Source organism: Lysinibacillus fusiformis (assembly GCF_002845985.1).
Lineage (GTDB): Bacteria > Bacillota > Bacilli > Bacillales_A > Planococcaceae > Lysinibacillus > Lysinibacillus fusiformis_D.
The window spans coordinates 159,150-175,799 of sequence record NZ_PDFK01000001.1 but is presented as its reverse complement, the minus strand read 5'-3'; the positions used below and the strand labels follow the sequence as shown (position 1 = coordinate 175,799).

Below are 16,650 nucleotides of genomic sequence, written 5' to 3'. Positions count from 1 at the left end.
GATGCATAAAGGTATCCTCGCTTTTTTATGTTGACGATGCAGATAGAATCTTCAGGTTGCGGGATAGTATTTTGAAAGCGGTGGAAAGAATTCTTAGATTGAGGGATAGAATTGAAAAAGCGTTGGATAGAACTTTCAGATCGAGGGATAGAATTGAAAAAGCAGTGGATAGAACCCTCAAATCGAAGGCTAACTCATAAAGAGGCGGATAAAAACTTCAAATGGAAGGATAGAACAGAAAAAGTGTTGGATAGAATCTTTAAATGGAAGGATAGAACAGAAAAAGCGGTGGATAGAACCCTCGAATCAAAGGCTAGCACATAAAGTGGTGGATAAAAACTTCAGATAGAAGGATAGAACTTATAAAGAGGTGGATAGAATCTTTAAATGGAAGGATAGAACAGAAAAAGCGATGGATAGAACCCTCGAATCGAGGGCTAGCACATAAAGCGATGGATAGAATCCTTAAATCGAAGGATAGAACAGAAAAAGCGATGGATAGAACCCTCGAATCAAAGGCTAATGCTTAAAGCGTAGGATAGAATCTTCAAATCGCAAGATAAAACTCAAAAATCAGAGGATAGAATCAAATAAAATTCATCAAACGTCTCGTTATTGCCATACATAGCGTTCTACATTATGGATATGATATGATATAATGGCATTTTTCGTGTATAATAGCGAAAGACAAGAAGTTGGAAGGATGAAGTACAGATGACGAAACCAGTAGTAGCCATCGTAGGTCGTCCGAACGTAGGTAAGTCGACGATTTTTAATCGTATCGTTGGAGAGCGTGTTTCGATTGTGGAGGATATCCCAGGCGTAACGCGTGATCGTATTTATAGTTCGGCAGAGTGGTTAACACACGATTTTAATATTATTGATACAGGTGGGATTGAAATTGGAGACGAGCCGTTTTTAGAGCAAATTCGTCAACAAGCTGAAATCGCCATTGATGAAGCGGACGTTATTATTTTTATGACTAATGGTCGTGAAGGGGTAACGGCAGCAGATGAGCAAGTTGCTAAAATTTTATACAAAACAAAAAAACCAGTCGTATTAGCAGTCAATAAAATTGATAATCCTGATATGCGTGAAATGATTTATGATTTTTATGCACTTGGCTTCGGAGAGCCTTGGCCGATTTCTGGTTCGCATGGCTTAGGTTTAGGGGATTTATTAGACGAATGTGCAAAGCATTTCCCGAAAGAAGATGAAGAACAATATGGAGATGATGTGATTAAATTCTCTTTAATTGGTCGTCCGAATGTTGGGAAATCTTCATTAGTAAATGCTTTCTTAGGGCAAGAACGCGTTATCGTTAGTAATATTGCGGGGACAACACGTGATGCTATTGATACGCCATATGAGTATGACGATCAGGAATATGTCATTATTGATACAGCCGGCATGCGTAAAAAAGGGAAAATCTATGAAACCACTGAGAAATACTCGGTTTTACGTGCGCTACGTGCCATTGAACGCTCAGACGTTGTTTTAGTGGTAATGAATGCAGAAGAGGGTATTCAGGAGCAGGATAAAAAAATTGCAGGCTATGCACATGAGGCTGGAAAAGCTGTTGTGATCGTAGTGAATAAATGGGATGCCATTGAAAAAGACGAAAAAACGATGAATGTCTTTACACAGCAAATTCGTGAGCATTTCCTATTTTTAGATTATGCCCCGATTATTTTTGTATCGGCTAATACAAAGCAGCGTGTGCATCAAATTTTACCGATTATTCAACGTGTAAGTGAAAATCATGCGATGCGTATTCAATCTTCTATCTTAAATGAAGTGATTGAGGATTCCGTGGCACGTAATCCCGCGCCGACGGATAAAGGTCGTCGTTTACGTATTTACTATGCTACTCAGGTTGCGATTAAGCCACCGACATTTGTTGTGTTCGTGAATGAGCCTGAGCTGATGCATTTCTCATACGAACGTTTCTTAGAAAATCGAATTCGTGAAACATTTGACTTTGAAGGAACGCCAATTCGTTTAATTACACGTGCTCGTGCTTAAGGTACTAGCTATACACATACAATACGCCAACCCGACATATTTGTTGGGTGGCGTCTTTTTACAAGAACAGAAATTATTATAGACAACCCAACAAAGGGAGGATTTTTTATGGAAAAAGTTTGTGTGTTAGGGGCAGGCTCATGGGGTACTGCACTGGCGATGGTACTAGCGGAAAATGGACATGATACGCTTGTATGGACACATAGAGCTAATCAGGCAGAAGAAATCAACCATCTGCATACGAATAAAAAATATTTACCAGAGACCGTTCTGCCTGCAAATTTACATGCGACGAGTGATATAGCAATGGCAGCTACGCATGCAGAGACTATTGTTGTGGCTGTTCCTACGAAAGCTATTCGAGAAGTTTGTGAGAAATTAACGGCTAAACTAGCTAGAAAAGTGTTATTTGTCCATGTTTCTAAAGGGATTGAGCCAGATTCATTAAAACGAATTTCTGAAATTTTAGCGGAAAGTTTGCCAGCTGAAAATGTGGAAGAAATTGTCGTTCTTTCCGGACCAAGTCATGCCGAGGAAGTTGTGCTGCACCACCCGACAACGGTTACTGCTGCTTGTGCTAACATAGACGCTGCTGAAAAAGTTCAGGATTTATTTATGAATCAATTTTTCCGTGTTTACACAAACGATGATGTGATCGGTGTAGAAATTGGTGGGGCACTGAAAAATGTCATTGCATTAGCTGCAGGTATTACAGATGGCTTGAATTATGGTGATAACGCGAAAGCAGCACTTATTACACGAGGACTTGCGGAGATTACACGTTTAGGTGTAAAAATGGGCGGTAATCCATTTACCTTCTCAGGGCTTACAGGCATGGGAGATTTAATTGTAACCTGTACAAGCGTTCACTCCCGAAACTGGCGAGCTGGGAATATGCTAGGGCAAGGGATGAAGCTACAAGAAGTGTTAGATCAAATGGGCATGGTTGTAGAAGGTGTACGTACCACAAAGGCAGCCTATCAATTAGCAGAAAAGTATGGTGTGGCTATGCCGATTTCCACAGAGCTTTATAGTGTTCTATTTAATGATGTTGAACCGAAAGTGGCGGTTGACGCATTAATGATGCGTATGAAAAAACGAGAAATAGATGATATGAAGCATTAATATTAATTTTTTGATTAAATCTGTCATAAAACGGACATAAATAAGGTGTCTCAACGAATCTGTTGAGACGCCTTATTGTGTGCTATTAGTTGAATAGTGCAAGCACTGTAAAAGAGTTGTCCATTTCTTGATAGTTATGGGACAACTATTTCTTTTTAGCGAAGGCACATAGTATAATATACTTTGATTGTTTCTTGACATTGAACGAAAGGTGGTTATTTGAAATGGGCCCGTTAGCTCATATGCCTGCACTGGATGTAATGTGGGTGTCGTTTTATTGTATAGGCTTTATGATAATATCAGTCGGCTTAATTTATTTAGCTCGGAATAAGATTTCAAATGTATTTTTACGAACAATCGTAAATTTATGTGCATACATACTGTTTGGACTTGGCACATTTTTAATGGTACTAATAGTTGCCACATGGCCAGCATAAAAAATTAATGAGGTGTTCAGTAACATGAAAAAACTAAGTGCTTTTCTGTTGGTATTTGCAACTGCCATACTGTTAGTAGGGTGTGCGTACCCAGAAGACGAAAAAAGGGCAAAGGTCACGCCTGATGTCGACCAGCTAGCTGCAGTTCAACGTGCCGTGAATGAATACCGCGAAGCAACTGGTGGGCTAGTACCAATTAAAAATAGTGAACTTGATACAGACATTTATATCAAATACTTAATCGACTTTGAAAAGCTTATGCCGAAGTATTTGACGACAATTCCTGGTAATGCCTATGAAAAAGGCGGTATATATCAATATATTATTTGGGATCCTGAAGATCAAGCGACGGTCAAATTAGTAGATTTAAATGCGGCTGAGCGTATACGTGAAATAGGTATTCGTAAACTATCTACACAGTATTTGCCAATCAAAGGTTCAATGTCCGATAATGTTTATCAAATTAATTATAAAGATTTGGGCTATAAAACAGATGTGACAGTGAAAAGTCCTTATTCTGGCGTCGAATTACCGCTCTTTATGACAGGTGACGGTGAATTGCATGTGGATTATTCTGTGGATTTAGGACAACTTTTAAAAGAAGACAAGCCTGATGTCAAACCTGGTGATGATATTCGTCAGTTACTTGTCGACAAATATCCTGTAGTGCCTGCTTATTCTGTTCCCTATACAGTGGATGATAATGGTGAGCCAATTTATGATATGGAAACGTATAGTGTAGATGTCCAAAAGGCGAAAGAACGACAAAAACAAGAGGCAGAAGCCGCTGAGAAAAAAGAAGAATAAGAAACAAAGCTCCTTACATTTGTGAGGGGCTTTTTCATATTTGTCTACAAGCTTGCATATAGTGAAAAAGCGTAGATAAAGGAGGCAGAAACCTTGAGTGAAGCAGTATTTAGAGAAATTGCAGAGCGCACAAATGGCGATGTTTATATTGGTGTTGTCGGTCCAGTACGTGTAGGTAAATCAACATTTGTAAAAAAGGTAATGGAATCAGTCGTGTTACCAAATATTGTGGATGAAACAGAAAGAATGCGAGCACAAGATGAGTTGCCACAAAGTTCTCCGGGGCCTGTCATTATGACTGCTGAGCCGAAGTTTGTGCCTGCTCAAGCAACCCGTATTGTGGTCGGCGAAGATGAGATGCCATTCCAAATTCGTTTAGCAGATTGTGTTGGTTATATTATTGATGGGACAAAGGGCTATGAAGATGAAAACGGTCCTAAATATGTTCATACGCCTTGGCATACAGAGCCAATTCCATTTCAGGAAGCCGCTAAAATTGGCACAGATAAGGTGATTCGTGACCATGCGAATATCGGTATTGTTGTTACGACTGATGGTACCGTTAACGGAATCAGTCGCCGTGCCGCAGAGAAGGCAGAAGAGGAAATTGTTGAACAGTTAAAAGAAATCGGCAAGCCTTTTGTCATCCTTCTGAATTGCCAAATGCCAGCGAGAGAGGAAACGGTTCAGCTTCGCAATGAATTGTTTGAACGTTACAATGTGCCTGTTATTGCCATGGCGATTGACCAAATGAGGGAAACGGATATTCAATATATTTTACAAGAGGCGTTATTTGAGTTTCCTATCCGTACAATTGAGGTGGAAAAACCAGATTGGCTGGACGTTTTAGATGCTACACACCCATTAAATGTTGCCTTGATTGATTCCATGGAGGAAGTACTCTCTTCTGTAATGAAAATTCGGGATGTGCAACAGGCGTCAGATGCCTTTAAAGCCATTGATTTTATCGATCAAAGTGAAGTCGTTCATGTAGATGCTGGTGTGGGAACGGCGGTAATTCGTGTATCCCTACAGGGCGAATTGTACAAATCGGTTTGTAATGAATGGCTAGAAGAGCCGATTGAAACGAAAAAGGATTGGCTGCTCTTTATTAAAGAGGCGGCAGAGGCAAAAGAAGCCCAAAAACGCTTCAAAAGTGCGATTCATGATGCTGATACGTCAGGTTATGGTGTGACATTGCCGATGATGCAAGAATTTGAGCCAACAGCACCAGAGCTCATTAAGCAAAATAATTTCTTTGGTGTACGAATGAAAGCAAAGGCGCCATCTTACCATATTATCCGTGTAGATATGGAATCTGAGTTTGCACCGTTAATCGGTTCGGAATTCCATAGTCAGCAACTGCTAAAAGATTTAAATCATGCTTATTTACATGATCGTGATGCATTATGGAATACACAGCTTTTTGGAACGCCACTACACGAAGTATTAAAAGAAGGAATACGCTATAAAATGGATGCAGTTCCATCTACTGCTAAAAAACGTATGCGTCAAACGATTGAACGTATGGTCAACGAAGGTGATCGAGGTTTAGTGACATTTATTTTATAGTGATAAAAATCAAAAAAAAGTACGAAAAATAGGTGAAGGGCTTTTCGTTTTTATGCGAAAAGTCCTTTTATTTTTGTTTTTTGGGTGAAAAACTGATTTTTTGGTTATAATCATGTATGAATACAGTTGCGTAGCGGTTTTCTATGTGTTACTCTTTTTACAGAATTGGTTCATGACCCTTTGAGAGGAGGTGAATGGTGTGAATAAAACAGAATTAGTAAACTCTGTTGCTGAAGCTGCAGGTCTTTCTAAAAAAGACGCTTCTAAAGCAGTTGAAGCTGTATTTGATACAATTCAAGATGCTCTTGCAAAGGGTGACAAAGTACAATTAATTGGTTTTGGTAACTTTGAAGTACGTGAACGTGCGGCTCGTAAAGGTCGTAACCCACAAACTGGTAAAGAAATCGAAATCGCTGCTAGCAAGGTGCCTGCTTTCAAACCAGGTAAAGCGCTTAAAGACGCGGTAAAATAATACACGTCTAGTAGTTACATAGAGCAGTCTTCATGTTAACGAACATGAAGGCTGCTCTTTTTAACGTTAAAATTCATTTTACATAACATTAATACGGGAATTTGCTGAGCTAGAAATGAATTTCTAATGAATCAGGTAAGTCATTTTGCGCTTCCCTTTTGGATGTGCTACGATGCATAGGGAAATGTGTAATGTTTTGATACGCAGGAGGGTTTTTCGGATGTCGAATATTGATTTATTAAAAATAGAAGAAGCAGTAAAAATGATTTTAGAGGCGGTAGGTGAAGACGTAAATCGCGAAGGTTTATTGGATACACCAAAACGTGTAGCAAAAATGTATGCTGAGATGTTTAGCGGCTTGCATGAGGATGCAAAAGATTATTTTAAAACGGTGTTTCATGAGGATCATGAAGAATTAGTGCTTGTCAAAGATATTCCTTTTTATTCGATGTGTGAGCATCATCTAGTACCTTTCTATGGCAAAGCACATGTCGCATACATACCAAATGATGGCGTTGTAGCTGGACTTAGTAAACTTGGACGAGCAGTGGAAACGATTGCCCGCAGACCGCAATTGCAAGAGCGTATTACCTCTTCAGTAGCGGAAACAATTATGGAGATGCTTGCACCAAAAGGCGTTTATGTGGTCATTGAGGCTGAGCATATGTGCATGACAATGCGAGGACTAAAAAAACCGGGTTCCAAAACGGTAACATCTGTTGCTCGTGGTATTTACGAAGAAGATGAAGTGAAACGAAGAGAAGTACTGTCATTTATTCAAATGTCTTAAATTGCATGTCTAATTATGTTATGATGTACTAAGAATTTGTCGGATTTAAGGAGTGTACAAAGATGTCACAAGATTATATTGTTATTCAAGCAGAAGAAGATGGTGTCCATGTCATTGGTTTAACTCGTGGAACAGATACTAAATTCCATCATTCAGAAAAGCTAGATGCCGGCGAAGTAATGATTGCTCAATTTACAGAACACACATCTGCCATGAAAATACGTGGTAAAGCACAAATTCATACAGCACATGGTGTGATCAATAGCGAAGCAAAAAAATAATAAAGAGTTCTTTCGATAGGTTTTGCCCTGTTTTAAGTATGACAGGCACATAGAAAAACAATCATTGTGAAAAACTGAGTAAGAGGTTTCTGGGCAGTTAGTATTCCCGCATCAAATAATGGGAATGCTTTACTGCCTGTCCTATGAAGAAAGCAAATTTTTTTTATTCCACATCGTTGCATATGCTATAATGACTCAGTAAGCAAGCGTTAAGTCTTAGATAGGACTAGCGTATCTGAAAGTGAAATGGAGTAAGGTCTATGAATGCAACATACATTCAAAATTCAATTGCACAGTTAAAAACAGAGATTTTCATGGATGTTCGTCATAGAACTTTGCAAAAATACACAGGAGTTCCTGTGATAGATGAAAATCAATTGTTTTATTTGTTAATCCCTTTTTTGAATGGTGAAGAGTGGCAACAAGAGCAACAAGAGGCTGCAATTACTGTTGGCATTGTATATGCAGCATTAGCGGCTCACGATCATATAAAAGAAATAGATGCAACATCAAAAGAACAGCAGCTTACCGTTTTAGCTGGAGATTTTTATAGTGGTCGTTATTATGAAATATTAGCGATGTCAGGAAATGTCGCATTGATCCGAAATTTGTCACAAGGTATAGTGGCTCGTTGTGAACACCAGATTAAAGTGTATGAAGCAGAGCAACGAACAATCGAGCATTGGTATGCGTCGTTGTGTAATATTGAAGCGGGATTAATTGCTCAATTTTTCGGTCTTTATTCTTTCAGTGACTATATACCGCTTATAGAAAAAAGCTTATTAATCTTGCGTTTAGAAAGAGAATGGGCGGCTTATCAGCGTGGGCAAATGTCTTTAATGGGTAAGGCACTTGAAGCAAGTGTCAGACAAAATGGCGCAACCTTTAATAGCGTCATCCAGGAAAAAATTGTGCATTTAAAAACAGAGCTATCACAGATCATCAATCATTCAACTTTTTTACAAAGTGATATCAAACAAGCTTTACATGCACACGTAGAGGCATCCATTGCTTCTACTAACGGATAAGAGAGGTTTTTCAAAATGGCTAAAACGAAAGAAGAACACGTTCACGAAGTATTTGAGAGTATTTCGGACAACTACGACAAAATGAATGGTGTAATTAGTTTCCAGATGCATGTTGGCTGGCGTAACGATACGATGAAGCATATGGCTGTAAAACCTGGAACAAAAGCGCTGGATGTATGCTGTGGCACGGCAGACTGGACAATCGCTTTGGCAGAAGCAGTAGGTGAAAGTGGAGAAGTTAAAGGTCTCGACTTTAGTCAAAACATGCTGAAAGTTGGCGAACAAAAGGTGCAGTCATACCCGCAAATAGAACTAATTCATGGAAACGCAATGGAGTTACCTTTTCCAGATGATACGTTTGATTATGTGACGATTGGCTTTGGTCTTCGCAATGTACCTGATTATTTACAAGTCTTGAAGGAAATGCATCGTGTCGTAAAACCAGGTGGTATGGTGGTATGTTTAGAAACATCTCAATCTGAAATTCCTGGTTATCGTCAACTGTTCCGTTTTTATTTTAAATATATAATGCCGATATTTGGTAAAATATTTGCGAAAAGCTATAAGGAATATTCTTGGCTTCAGGAATCTGCGAATGATTTCCCAGGTATGAAGAAGTTAGCGGCATTGTTTGAGCAGGCAGGATTAGAAAAAGTAACGTACAAAGCATACAGTGGCGGGGCTGCGGCAATGCATATGGGCTTTAAAAAGGTACGTTAATGGGGGAAGGTTTTCACACGTGGAAAAGATGAAGTTAAAACTACTCTATTCCGATTTGAAATCAGATATCGATATCATTGAACGAGAGTTAGAAAAAGCGGTGGACTCGTCTTCATATTTGATCAACGATGCTTCTCTCCATTTATTACAAGCTGGTGGCAAACGGATACGACCAATTTTTGTGTTACTAGGTGCAAAATTTGGCGATTATGACATTGAGAAGATGAAGGATGTAGCAGTGCCTTTAGAACTCATTCATATGGCATCACTTGTGCATGATGATGTCATTGATGATTCCAATATGCGAAGAGGACGCCCGACTGTCAAATCACAATGGAATAACAGAGTAGCAATGTACACGGGCGATTTTATTTTTGCACGTGCACTAGAATATATTACAAAGCTGGAAGACCCGCTTGTTCATCAAATTTTAGCCCGTACCATGGTAGAGATTTGTAACGGTGAAGTCATTCAAATTGAAGATAAATTTAGATTAGATCAAGGCTTGAAAGATTATTTTAGAAGAATCAAACGCAAAACAGCATTACTTATTTCCTCAAGCTGTGAGCTAGGGGCTGTAGCGGCAGGTGTTGATGCTAAAACAGTGCGACATTTAAAACGCTTCGGCTACTTTGTAGGCATGAGCTTCCAAATTATCGATGATGTGTTAGATATCATGGCAACAGATAAGGAGCTAGGGAAGCCGGCAGGTAGTGATTTATTGCAGGGCAATATTACATTACCGATTCTATTGCTGAAAGATGAGCCAGAGATGCAGCCATACTTAGTCAAAGTATTTGCAGGCACATTAACAGAAACGGAACGTCAAAATATGTTGCAATATGTGCGTAAATCTCATGCAATTGAGCAAGCTAATCGTATGAGTGATAAATATTTGAAAAAGGCCTTACAGGAAATTGATGCTTTACCAAAACATCCCGTAAAGAAAAAACTGCGTGATGTAGCATTGTTCATGGGTAAGCGCAAATTCTAGCTTTTTGTTGTATAAAGGCTCATTTTTTGTTAATATTTATCGGTAGGTGTAAAACCTGTTAGACGAATTTAAGGAGTGTTTTAAACATGGCAATTGAACAAACTTTTTTAATGGTTAAGCCTGACGGCGTTGAACGTCAAGTAATTGGAGACATCGTTGACCGTTTCGAACGTCGCGGTTTTGTAATGAAAGGTGCTAAATTAATGGTAATTCCTAAAGAATTAGCAGAAAAGCACTATGCTGAGCATGCTGAGCGTCCATTCTTTGGTGAATTAGTTGATTTCATCACTTCTGGTCCTGTATTCGCTATGGTATGGGAAGGCGAGAACGTAATCAAGCTTGCTCGTACAATGATGGGTGCAACTAAACCTGAAGAATCTAACCCAGGTACAATCCGTGGTGACTACGCAACAACTGTTTCTCACAACATCATCCACGGTTCTGACTCTCTTGCTTCTGCAGAGCGCGAAATCGGCTTATTCTTCGGTGAAGATTTAGTTTAATTTCGAATAGATTAAGCGTAGCGAAAATAACTACGAATAGAACTCAATAAAAAAATCATCTATTTTTCCGATGTAACTTTTACCTTCTAACAAAAAATGTTAGGGGGTTTTTTATTTGTCAAAATCATTCAATAAAGTTAACACAAACATTGATTTAAGTTTATTGACTATCAAAACTGAAAAAGAACCAAAGAAAGAAATGGTGACAGAAATCAATAACTCAATAGTTAAAATGGATACGTTTGATGAATTGGACAACAGAAATATAACCATTAAACATGCCATACAAATTTTAAATCAACAATGGCGACTAAACGGATTAAGACCAAGGACAATTGATAGTTACAACTATAATTTTAAGCGATTTGTTGAAGTTACTAAAGTTGAATTTCTCCATGAAATCAACAATGAAAAAATTTATCAATATGGGAATTCCTTCTTTTTTTATTTGCGTTTCTTTTCCATGACGACTTTTGGTAGAATATTGTTAATACATATAAAAAGAAGGGGTAAATCACATGAATAACAAAATTGCATCAATACTTATTTGTGTTTTATTAGTCACTATAGGTGTCATTGGATATTTTGTTTATAACGAATATCAGATTGACAGTGCGAATGATGAATCTAATGTAAGTAAGGGTAAAGAATTAGAGTATGAGGAATTTGAGGAAAACTTAGAAGATGCTGAAATTAATAACGAAGTAGTAGAGGAGGATACTGAATTAATAAGAGAAATCAAAAACAAAATTTCTAGTGCGCATTCATCAGACTCTTATGAAGGATTTATTGAAGCATATAAACTTTCGCAAGGGGTTGATACAGAGGATGAAGAATTTAATATATTACTTACTTTTGCAAAAATGAGAATAACTACATGGAATGCAGCAAAAGAATCGGTAGGTGAATCTTTTACACCTCTATTATCTAGTGGAGATCAAAGGGAAATACAAGATGTTGCTAGTTTAGTACATCCTGATTATTATAATGGAATGATGGCAGATACAATTATAGAAATAGTGTACAGGCATATGAGTAGAGAAAAATGGATGGAAATATATAATAAAGCAAATGGTATTTATATGGGTGAACCAATTATTGGAATGACTAAGCAGGATATAATAGATAAAACTACGTGGGGTAGACCAACAAAAATCAATAAAACTGAGAATATAAATGGTGTAAGTGAGCAGTGGGTTTATCCAAACCATCAGTATTTATATATTGAGGATGGAATATTAACGTCAATTTCAACAAGTTACTAAGAAGGTGTAACAACCTTCCTTATCTACTTCATTTATAATCGAAAATAGAAGGTAAAAAACTTAGTTCTAATTTAGTTTTTTTCGTTTATTTCAGAGAACCCATGATATTAGTGATTTCAGAGGCGATAGTTATCGTCAATTTTCTTGGTAGTAACCCAGGTACAATCCGTGGTGACTACGCAACAACTGTTTCTCACAACATCATCCACGGTTCTGACTCTCTTGCTTCTGCAGAGCGCGAAATCGGCTTATTCTTCGGTGAAGATTTAGTTTAATTTGTGAATAGAATAGATTAGGCAGTCTCAATTTACTTGGGATTGCTTTTTTTATTGCCTAAAAAGTAAGGATAGATAGTATGGCAATAGGGGAATTATCTATTTCTAGATAGATATAGAATTGTTAAAAGCTTTGTCCTCCTGTACAATTAAAGATGTAATATTCTGATAATTAAGTTAGGAATAGATTGATAGGCCTGTCAATAAACTGTGAGGGATGACAAGGAAAAGGGGTTATGGATATGAGAGAAGTGGTAATCGTAGCAGCTGTGCGAACTGCTGTAGGGCGTAGTAAGGGAGCATTAAGTCAAGTTCGAGCGGATGATTTAGCGGCAGATGTGTTACAGGAGGCTGTAAGGCGAGCAGGGATTGGCAAGGAACAAGTGGATGATGTCATATTAGGCTGTGTAACGCAAACAGCTGAACAAGGGGGAAATATTGCACGGACAGCTTTATTGATGGCTGGCTTTCCAGATAGTGTGCCAGGGGTAACCATTGATCGTCAATGTGGCTCTAGCCAACAGGCCGTCCATTTTGCAGCACAGGCCATTCTAGCGGGGGATATGGATATTGTCATTGCAGGTGGCGTGGAAAGTATGTCAAGGGTACAGATGGGGTCAAATATGCAAAATGCACATGCTGGCAAACGCTTACAGGAGAATTATGATATTATCCATCAAGGATTATCAGCGGAGAAAATCGCCTCACAATGGTCTTTATCAAAAGAACAGCTCAATAGCTATGCTTATCAAAGCCATCAACGAGCAATCGCAGCCATTGAAGCAGGTCATTTCAAAGATGAAATACTACCTATTCGAGTTCCACAGGAGGATGGATCAGTGACAACATTTACTGTTGATGAAGGTCCTCGTGCAGAAACAACCGTCGATATTTTAAATGGGCTAAAAACTGTTTTTCAAGAGGATGGCGTTATTACTGCTGGCAATGCAAGTCAGATGAGTGATGGGGCATCAGCGGTAGTGGTGATGTCCTTGGATAAAGCCCAGGAACTTGGTATTCAGCCACTTGCTAAAATTGTGACAAGAGTGGTCGTAGGCTCTGATCCAACATTAATGTTAACAGGGCCAATCGAAGCTACGAGAAAAGCGCTAGAACGATCAGGTCTCAACATAGAGGATATCGACACATATGAGGTAAATGAAGCCTTTGCACCAGTACCGCTCGCATGGCTACAGGACATGGGTGGAGATCCGAAGAAGCTCAATCCTGATGGGGGAGCGATTGCATTAGGGCATCCATTAGGGGCAACTGGTACAAAATTGTTAACGACTATGTTATATCGCATGGAGCGAGAAAATTATCGTTACGGCTTACTGGCAATCTGTGAGGGAATGGGGATGGCAAATGCCACGATCATCGAAAAAATGTAAGGGGGATATGTTTGATGAAACATCATGAAGTGGTAGCGGTAGTAACGGGTGGTGCTTCAGGTTTAGGGGAGGCAACTGTCCGTCACCTTGTTGAACGAGGTGGCAAAGCGGTTGTTTTTGATGTCAATGATGAACGTGGACAAGCTCTAGTAGAGGAATTAGGGCAAAATGTCATCTATGCACGAGTGGATGTTACGAAGGAGGAGGACGTGGCAACAGGTCTTGAGCAGGCCATTGCAGCATTTGGCAAGATTAATGTAGCGGTGAATTGTGCTGGCATTGCTGATGCGAGTAAAGTGATTTCGAAGCGAGGCGTACATGCCCTTGCTTTATTTGAAAAAGTGATCACTGTTAATTTAATTGGTACATTTAATGTCATCCGTCTAGTCGCGGAGAAAATGCAGCACAATGAGTCGAATGAGGATGGGCAGAGAGGTGTTATTATTAATACTGCGTCTGTGGCTGCATTTGATGGTCAAATTGGACAAGCAGCTTATAGTGCGTCAAAGGGTGGAGTGGCAGCGATGACATTGCCAATTGCACGAGAACTTGCGGAGATCGGTGTACGTGTGATGACCATCGCGCCAGGTTTAATTGAAACACCGATGTTTGCTTCGTTACCTGAGCCTGCAAGAACAGCTCTTGCTCAAATGACACCATTCCCTAAGCGGCTTGGAAAACCTTCGGAGTATGCCCTTTTAGTTGAAAGTATTATCCATAATGGTTTGTTAAATGGTGAGGTCATTCGTCTGGATGGTGCGATCCGTATGCAGCCTAAGTAACAACAACAATATTTAATTTTTGAAGTGGTTTGTCGCAGCTAGTAGTCTTGGTCGTTTCAAAATTTGATGTATGAAGGGACGCGGTATAATGCATATGATGGACACACCTTTATTATTAACAAGTTTTTTGAATCGCGCAGAACGATTTTTTCATTCGAAGAAAATTTATTCTAGAACAAGTGCGACAACTATTCATGAGTTTACGTATAAAGAATATGTTAAACGAACGCGCCGATTAGCGGATGCACTTACCAAGCTTGGAATGGAGCGAGGTATGAAGGTAGGCACATTTGCTTGGAATCACCATCGACATTTGGAAGCCTATTTTGCAGTCCCATGTGCAGGAGCAGTACTGCATATGATTAATATTCGGTTAGCACCTGAGCACATTGCTTATGTCATCAATCATGCAGAGGATGAAATATTACTAATTGATGATAATCTAGTACCACTTATTGCACCAATCTTGTCACAGCTGAAAACGGTAAAACATTTTATCATTATGGGAGATGCTGTTGCAGTCGAATCTATCCCCATCCCAAATGCTCTTTCTTATGAGGCTTTGCTCGCTGAGGCCAATGAACATTTCGTATTCCCAGAAGATTTAGATGAAAATACACCTGCTGGCATGTGCTATACAAGTGCAACGACAGGCATGCCCAAGGGAGTTGTTTATACTCATCGTAGCATCGTTCTGCATAGTTTAACGGCTGGCCTTGCTGATAGTATTGCTATTTGTGAATCGGATGTAGTGTTACCAGTTGTCCCAATGTTCCATGCTAATGCATGGGGATTACCTTTTGCCAGTGTCGCATTTGGTGCTACACAGGTCTTACCAGGTCCGATGTTTACACCACAGCTTTTACTTGAGTTATTTGACGTATATAAAGTAACGTTGACGGCAGGAGTACCTACGATATGGCTAGGGGTTTTACAGGAGCAACGTCAAAATCCGCGTGATTTATCATCGATGCGATTAATTGTTTGTGGGGGATCTGCCTCACCAATTGGCCTAATTCGAGGCTTTGAACAAGAACTCAATATCCCTTACATGACAGGCTATGGTATGACCGAGACATCACCGCTCGTAAGTCTCTCCACCTATTTAACCCATATGCAAGACTACACAGCTGATGAGAAAATGCATGTTCGAATTACGCAAGGTATGACCATGCCTCTAATTGAAACACGGGTAGTCAATGAACATGGTGAAGTGCCATGGGATGGCAAAACGATGGGAGAACTAACGATTCGAGGTCCGTGGATTGCTAATGAGTACTATCATGATGAGCGCACAGATGAAGCCTTTAAAGATGGTTGGCTCTATACAGGCGACATCGCGGTGATGACAGCAGATGGCTATATAAAAATTACCGATCGTACAAAGAATTTAATTAAGAGTGGTGGCGAATGGATTTCTTCTGTAGAGCTTGAAAATGCATTGATGTCCCATCCAAAAGTATTTGAGGCTGCTGTTATTGCTATTCCGCATGAAAAATGGTTGGAGCGACCATTAGCATGTGTGGTAGCGAAGCCTGAATTTAAAGAATCGATTACCAAGGCAGAGCTACTAGAGAGTTTACAGCAGCAATTCCATAAAACGTGGATTCCTGATGATATCGTCTTCATTGAAGAGGTACCGAAAACGTCAGTAGGTAAATTCCTAAAGGCCAAATTACGAGAAGATTTAAAGGCGTATCGCGTACAAGTTTAATACAATGGTTAGCATGAAGGTAGTGAAAAACTACCTTCATTTTTTGTGCGAAATTTATTATATATCAGTGCATCTGAACAACTACTGACTAATGCAAAAAATATTGTATTAGAAGAAGATAAATTCCTGAAAAATGAAACTATTTTTTCCATTTTGCCGTATAATCTTAGTAACGAAAGGATGTGGATGGATTGTCAATTGCCATTGTAGCGATTATTGGAGGCGTCATTATTTCATTAGCTGGGATTTTTACAGACGCTCGCACAAGACAACAAAAAATTAAACTGAAGGCTGTTGAGAAAGAAGTAGAGTTAGAAAAGCTTAGATTGGAAACGTATACGATAGAAACAGAAAAAATGCGCCTAGAATTAGAACAGTCGAAAGTGTTACTATTAGAAGAAAAACAAAATGCAAGCAAGTAGATTGGCTTACCCAAGAAAGACTATTTCAGGATTGGGACTTTTCCGCT

At 39.2% G+C, this 16,650-nt stretch carries 19 protein-coding genes and 1 pseudogene; all 20 read left to right on the top strand.

Annotated elements, in window-relative coordinates; translation table 11 throughout:
* The first annotated feature begins 111 nt into the window (after window positions 1–111).
* The gene (locus CRI88_RS01000) at window positions 112–324 is read left to right on the top strand and encodes a hypothetical protein (protein ID WP_058844242.1); all 213 of its coding nucleotides are present in this window, start codon (window positions 112–114) and stop codon (window positions 322–324) included.
* A gap of 390 nt (window positions 325–714) precedes the next feature.
* Window positions 715–2,025, top strand: coding sequence for a ribosome biogenesis GTPase Der (der, locus tag CRI88_RS00995; RefSeq protein ID WP_036126778.1), 1,311 nt, complete (start codon window positions 715–717; stop codon window positions 2,023–2,025).
* Between the two features lie 108 nt (window positions 2,026–2,133).
* On the top strand, window positions 2,134–3,150 hold the full coding sequence (locus tag CRI88_RS00990; protein ID WP_058844243.1) for an NAD(P)H-dependent glycerol-3-phosphate dehydrogenase: 1,017 nt from the start codon (window positions 2,134–2,136) through the stop codon (window positions 3,148–3,150).
* Between the two features lie 224 nt (window positions 3,151–3,374).
* Entirely contained in the window at window positions 3,375–3,587 is a 213-nt protein-coding gene (locus CRI88_RS00985) for a DUF2768 domain-containing protein (RefSeq protein ID WP_008180416.1), read from the top strand.
* Between the two features lie 24 nt (window positions 3,588–3,611).
* Window positions 3,612–4,394 carry a hypothetical protein gene (locus CRI88_RS00980; protein ID WP_058844244.1) on the top strand — a complete coding sequence of 261 codons (783 nt, stop codon included), beginning with the start codon at window positions 3,612–3,614 and terminating at the stop codon, window positions 4,392–4,394.
* 93 nt (window positions 4,395–4,487) lie between these two features.
* Window positions 4,488–5,966, top strand: coding sequence for a stage IV sporulation protein A (gene spoIVA, locus CRI88_RS00975; protein WP_036126772.1), 1,479 nt, complete (start codon window positions 4,488–4,490; stop codon window positions 5,964–5,966).
* 199 nt (window positions 5,967–6,165) lie between these two features.
* Window positions 6,166–6,438, top strand: a complete 273-nt coding sequence (locus CRI88_RS00970) for an HU family DNA-binding protein (protein ID WP_004232618.1) — start codon at window positions 6,166–6,168, stop codon at window positions 6,436–6,438.
* Window positions 6,439–6,658: 220 nt separating this feature from the next.
* Window positions 6,659–7,228: a GTP cyclohydrolase I FolE gene (gene folE / locus CRI88_RS00965; protein ID WP_036126769.1), complete on the top strand. Its 570-nt coding sequence runs from the start codon at window positions 6,659–6,661 to the stop codon at window positions 7,226–7,228.
* 62 nt (window positions 7,229–7,290) lie between these two features.
* Window positions 7,291–7,509, top strand: a complete 219-nt coding sequence (mtrB, locus tag CRI88_RS00960; RefSeq protein ID WP_004232621.1) for a trp RNA-binding attenuation protein MtrB — start codon at window positions 7,291–7,293, stop codon at window positions 7,507–7,509.
* A 260-nt stretch (window positions 7,510–7,769) separates the two neighbouring features.
* Entirely contained in the window at window positions 7,770–8,537 is a 768-nt protein-coding gene (locus CRI88_RS00955) for a heptaprenyl diphosphate synthase component 1 (RefSeq protein WP_101966334.1), read from the top strand.
* A gap of 15 nt (window positions 8,538–8,552) precedes the next feature.
* A complete protein-coding gene (locus tag CRI88_RS00950) occupies window positions 8,553–9,257 on the top strand; it encodes a demethylmenaquinone methyltransferase (protein ID WP_036126763.1) in 705 nt (234 codons plus the stop codon).
* 19 nt (window positions 9,258–9,276) lie between these two features.
* Window positions 9,277–10,251 (top strand): heptaprenyl diphosphate synthase component II, encoded by a 975-nt coding sequence (gene hepT / locus CRI88_RS00945; protein ID WP_058844245.1) that lies wholly within the window; start codon window positions 9,277–9,279, stop codon window positions 10,249–10,251.
* 86 nt (window positions 10,252–10,337) lie between these two features.
* Window positions 10,338–10,754 carry a nucleoside-diphosphate kinase gene (gene ndk, locus CRI88_RS00940; RefSeq protein WP_004232627.1) on the top strand — a complete coding sequence of 139 codons (417 nt, stop codon included), beginning with the start codon at window positions 10,338–10,340 and terminating at the stop codon, window positions 10,752–10,754.
* 115 nt (window positions 10,755–10,869) lie between these two features.
* Window positions 10,870–11,280, top strand: a complete 411-nt coding sequence (locus tag CRI88_RS00935; protein ID WP_058844246.1) for a hypothetical protein — start codon at window positions 10,870–10,872, stop codon at window positions 11,278–11,280.
* The gene (locus CRI88_RS00930) at window positions 11,273–12,019 is read left to right on the top strand and encodes a hypothetical protein (RefSeq protein WP_058844247.1); all 747 of its coding nucleotides are present in this window, start codon (window positions 11,273–11,275) and stop codon (window positions 12,017–12,019) included. Before CRI88_RS00935 ends, CRI88_RS00930 begins: the two co-directional genes overlap by 8 nt.
* 59 nt (window positions 12,020–12,078) lie before the next feature.
* Window positions 12,079–12,294: pseudogene (locus CRI88_RS00925) on the top strand (nucleoside-diphosphate kinase); the annotation flags it as partial.
* Between the two features lie 242 nt (window positions 12,295–12,536).
* Window positions 12,537–13,685, top strand: a complete 1,149-nt coding sequence (locus CRI88_RS00920; RefSeq protein WP_058844249.1) for a thiolase family protein — start codon at window positions 12,537–12,539, stop codon at window positions 13,683–13,685.
* Between the two features lie 14 nt (window positions 13,686–13,699).
* Window positions 13,700–14,467 (top strand): 3-hydroxyacyl-CoA dehydrogenase, encoded by a 768-nt coding sequence (locus CRI88_RS00915; RefSeq protein ID WP_036123227.1) that lies wholly within the window; start codon window positions 13,700–13,702, stop codon window positions 14,465–14,467.
* 88 nt (window positions 14,468–14,555) lie between these two features.
* Window positions 14,556–16,181, top strand: coding sequence for a long-chain fatty acid--CoA ligase (locus tag CRI88_RS00910; RefSeq protein ID WP_058844250.1), 1,626 nt, complete (start codon window positions 14,556–14,558; stop codon window positions 16,179–16,181).
* Between the two features lie 191 nt (window positions 16,182–16,372).
* Window positions 16,373–16,603 (top strand): hypothetical protein, encoded by a 231-nt coding sequence (locus CRI88_RS00905; protein ID WP_016994411.1) that lies wholly within the window; start codon window positions 16,373–16,375, stop codon window positions 16,601–16,603.
* Window positions 16,604–16,650: the final 47 nt, after the last annotated feature.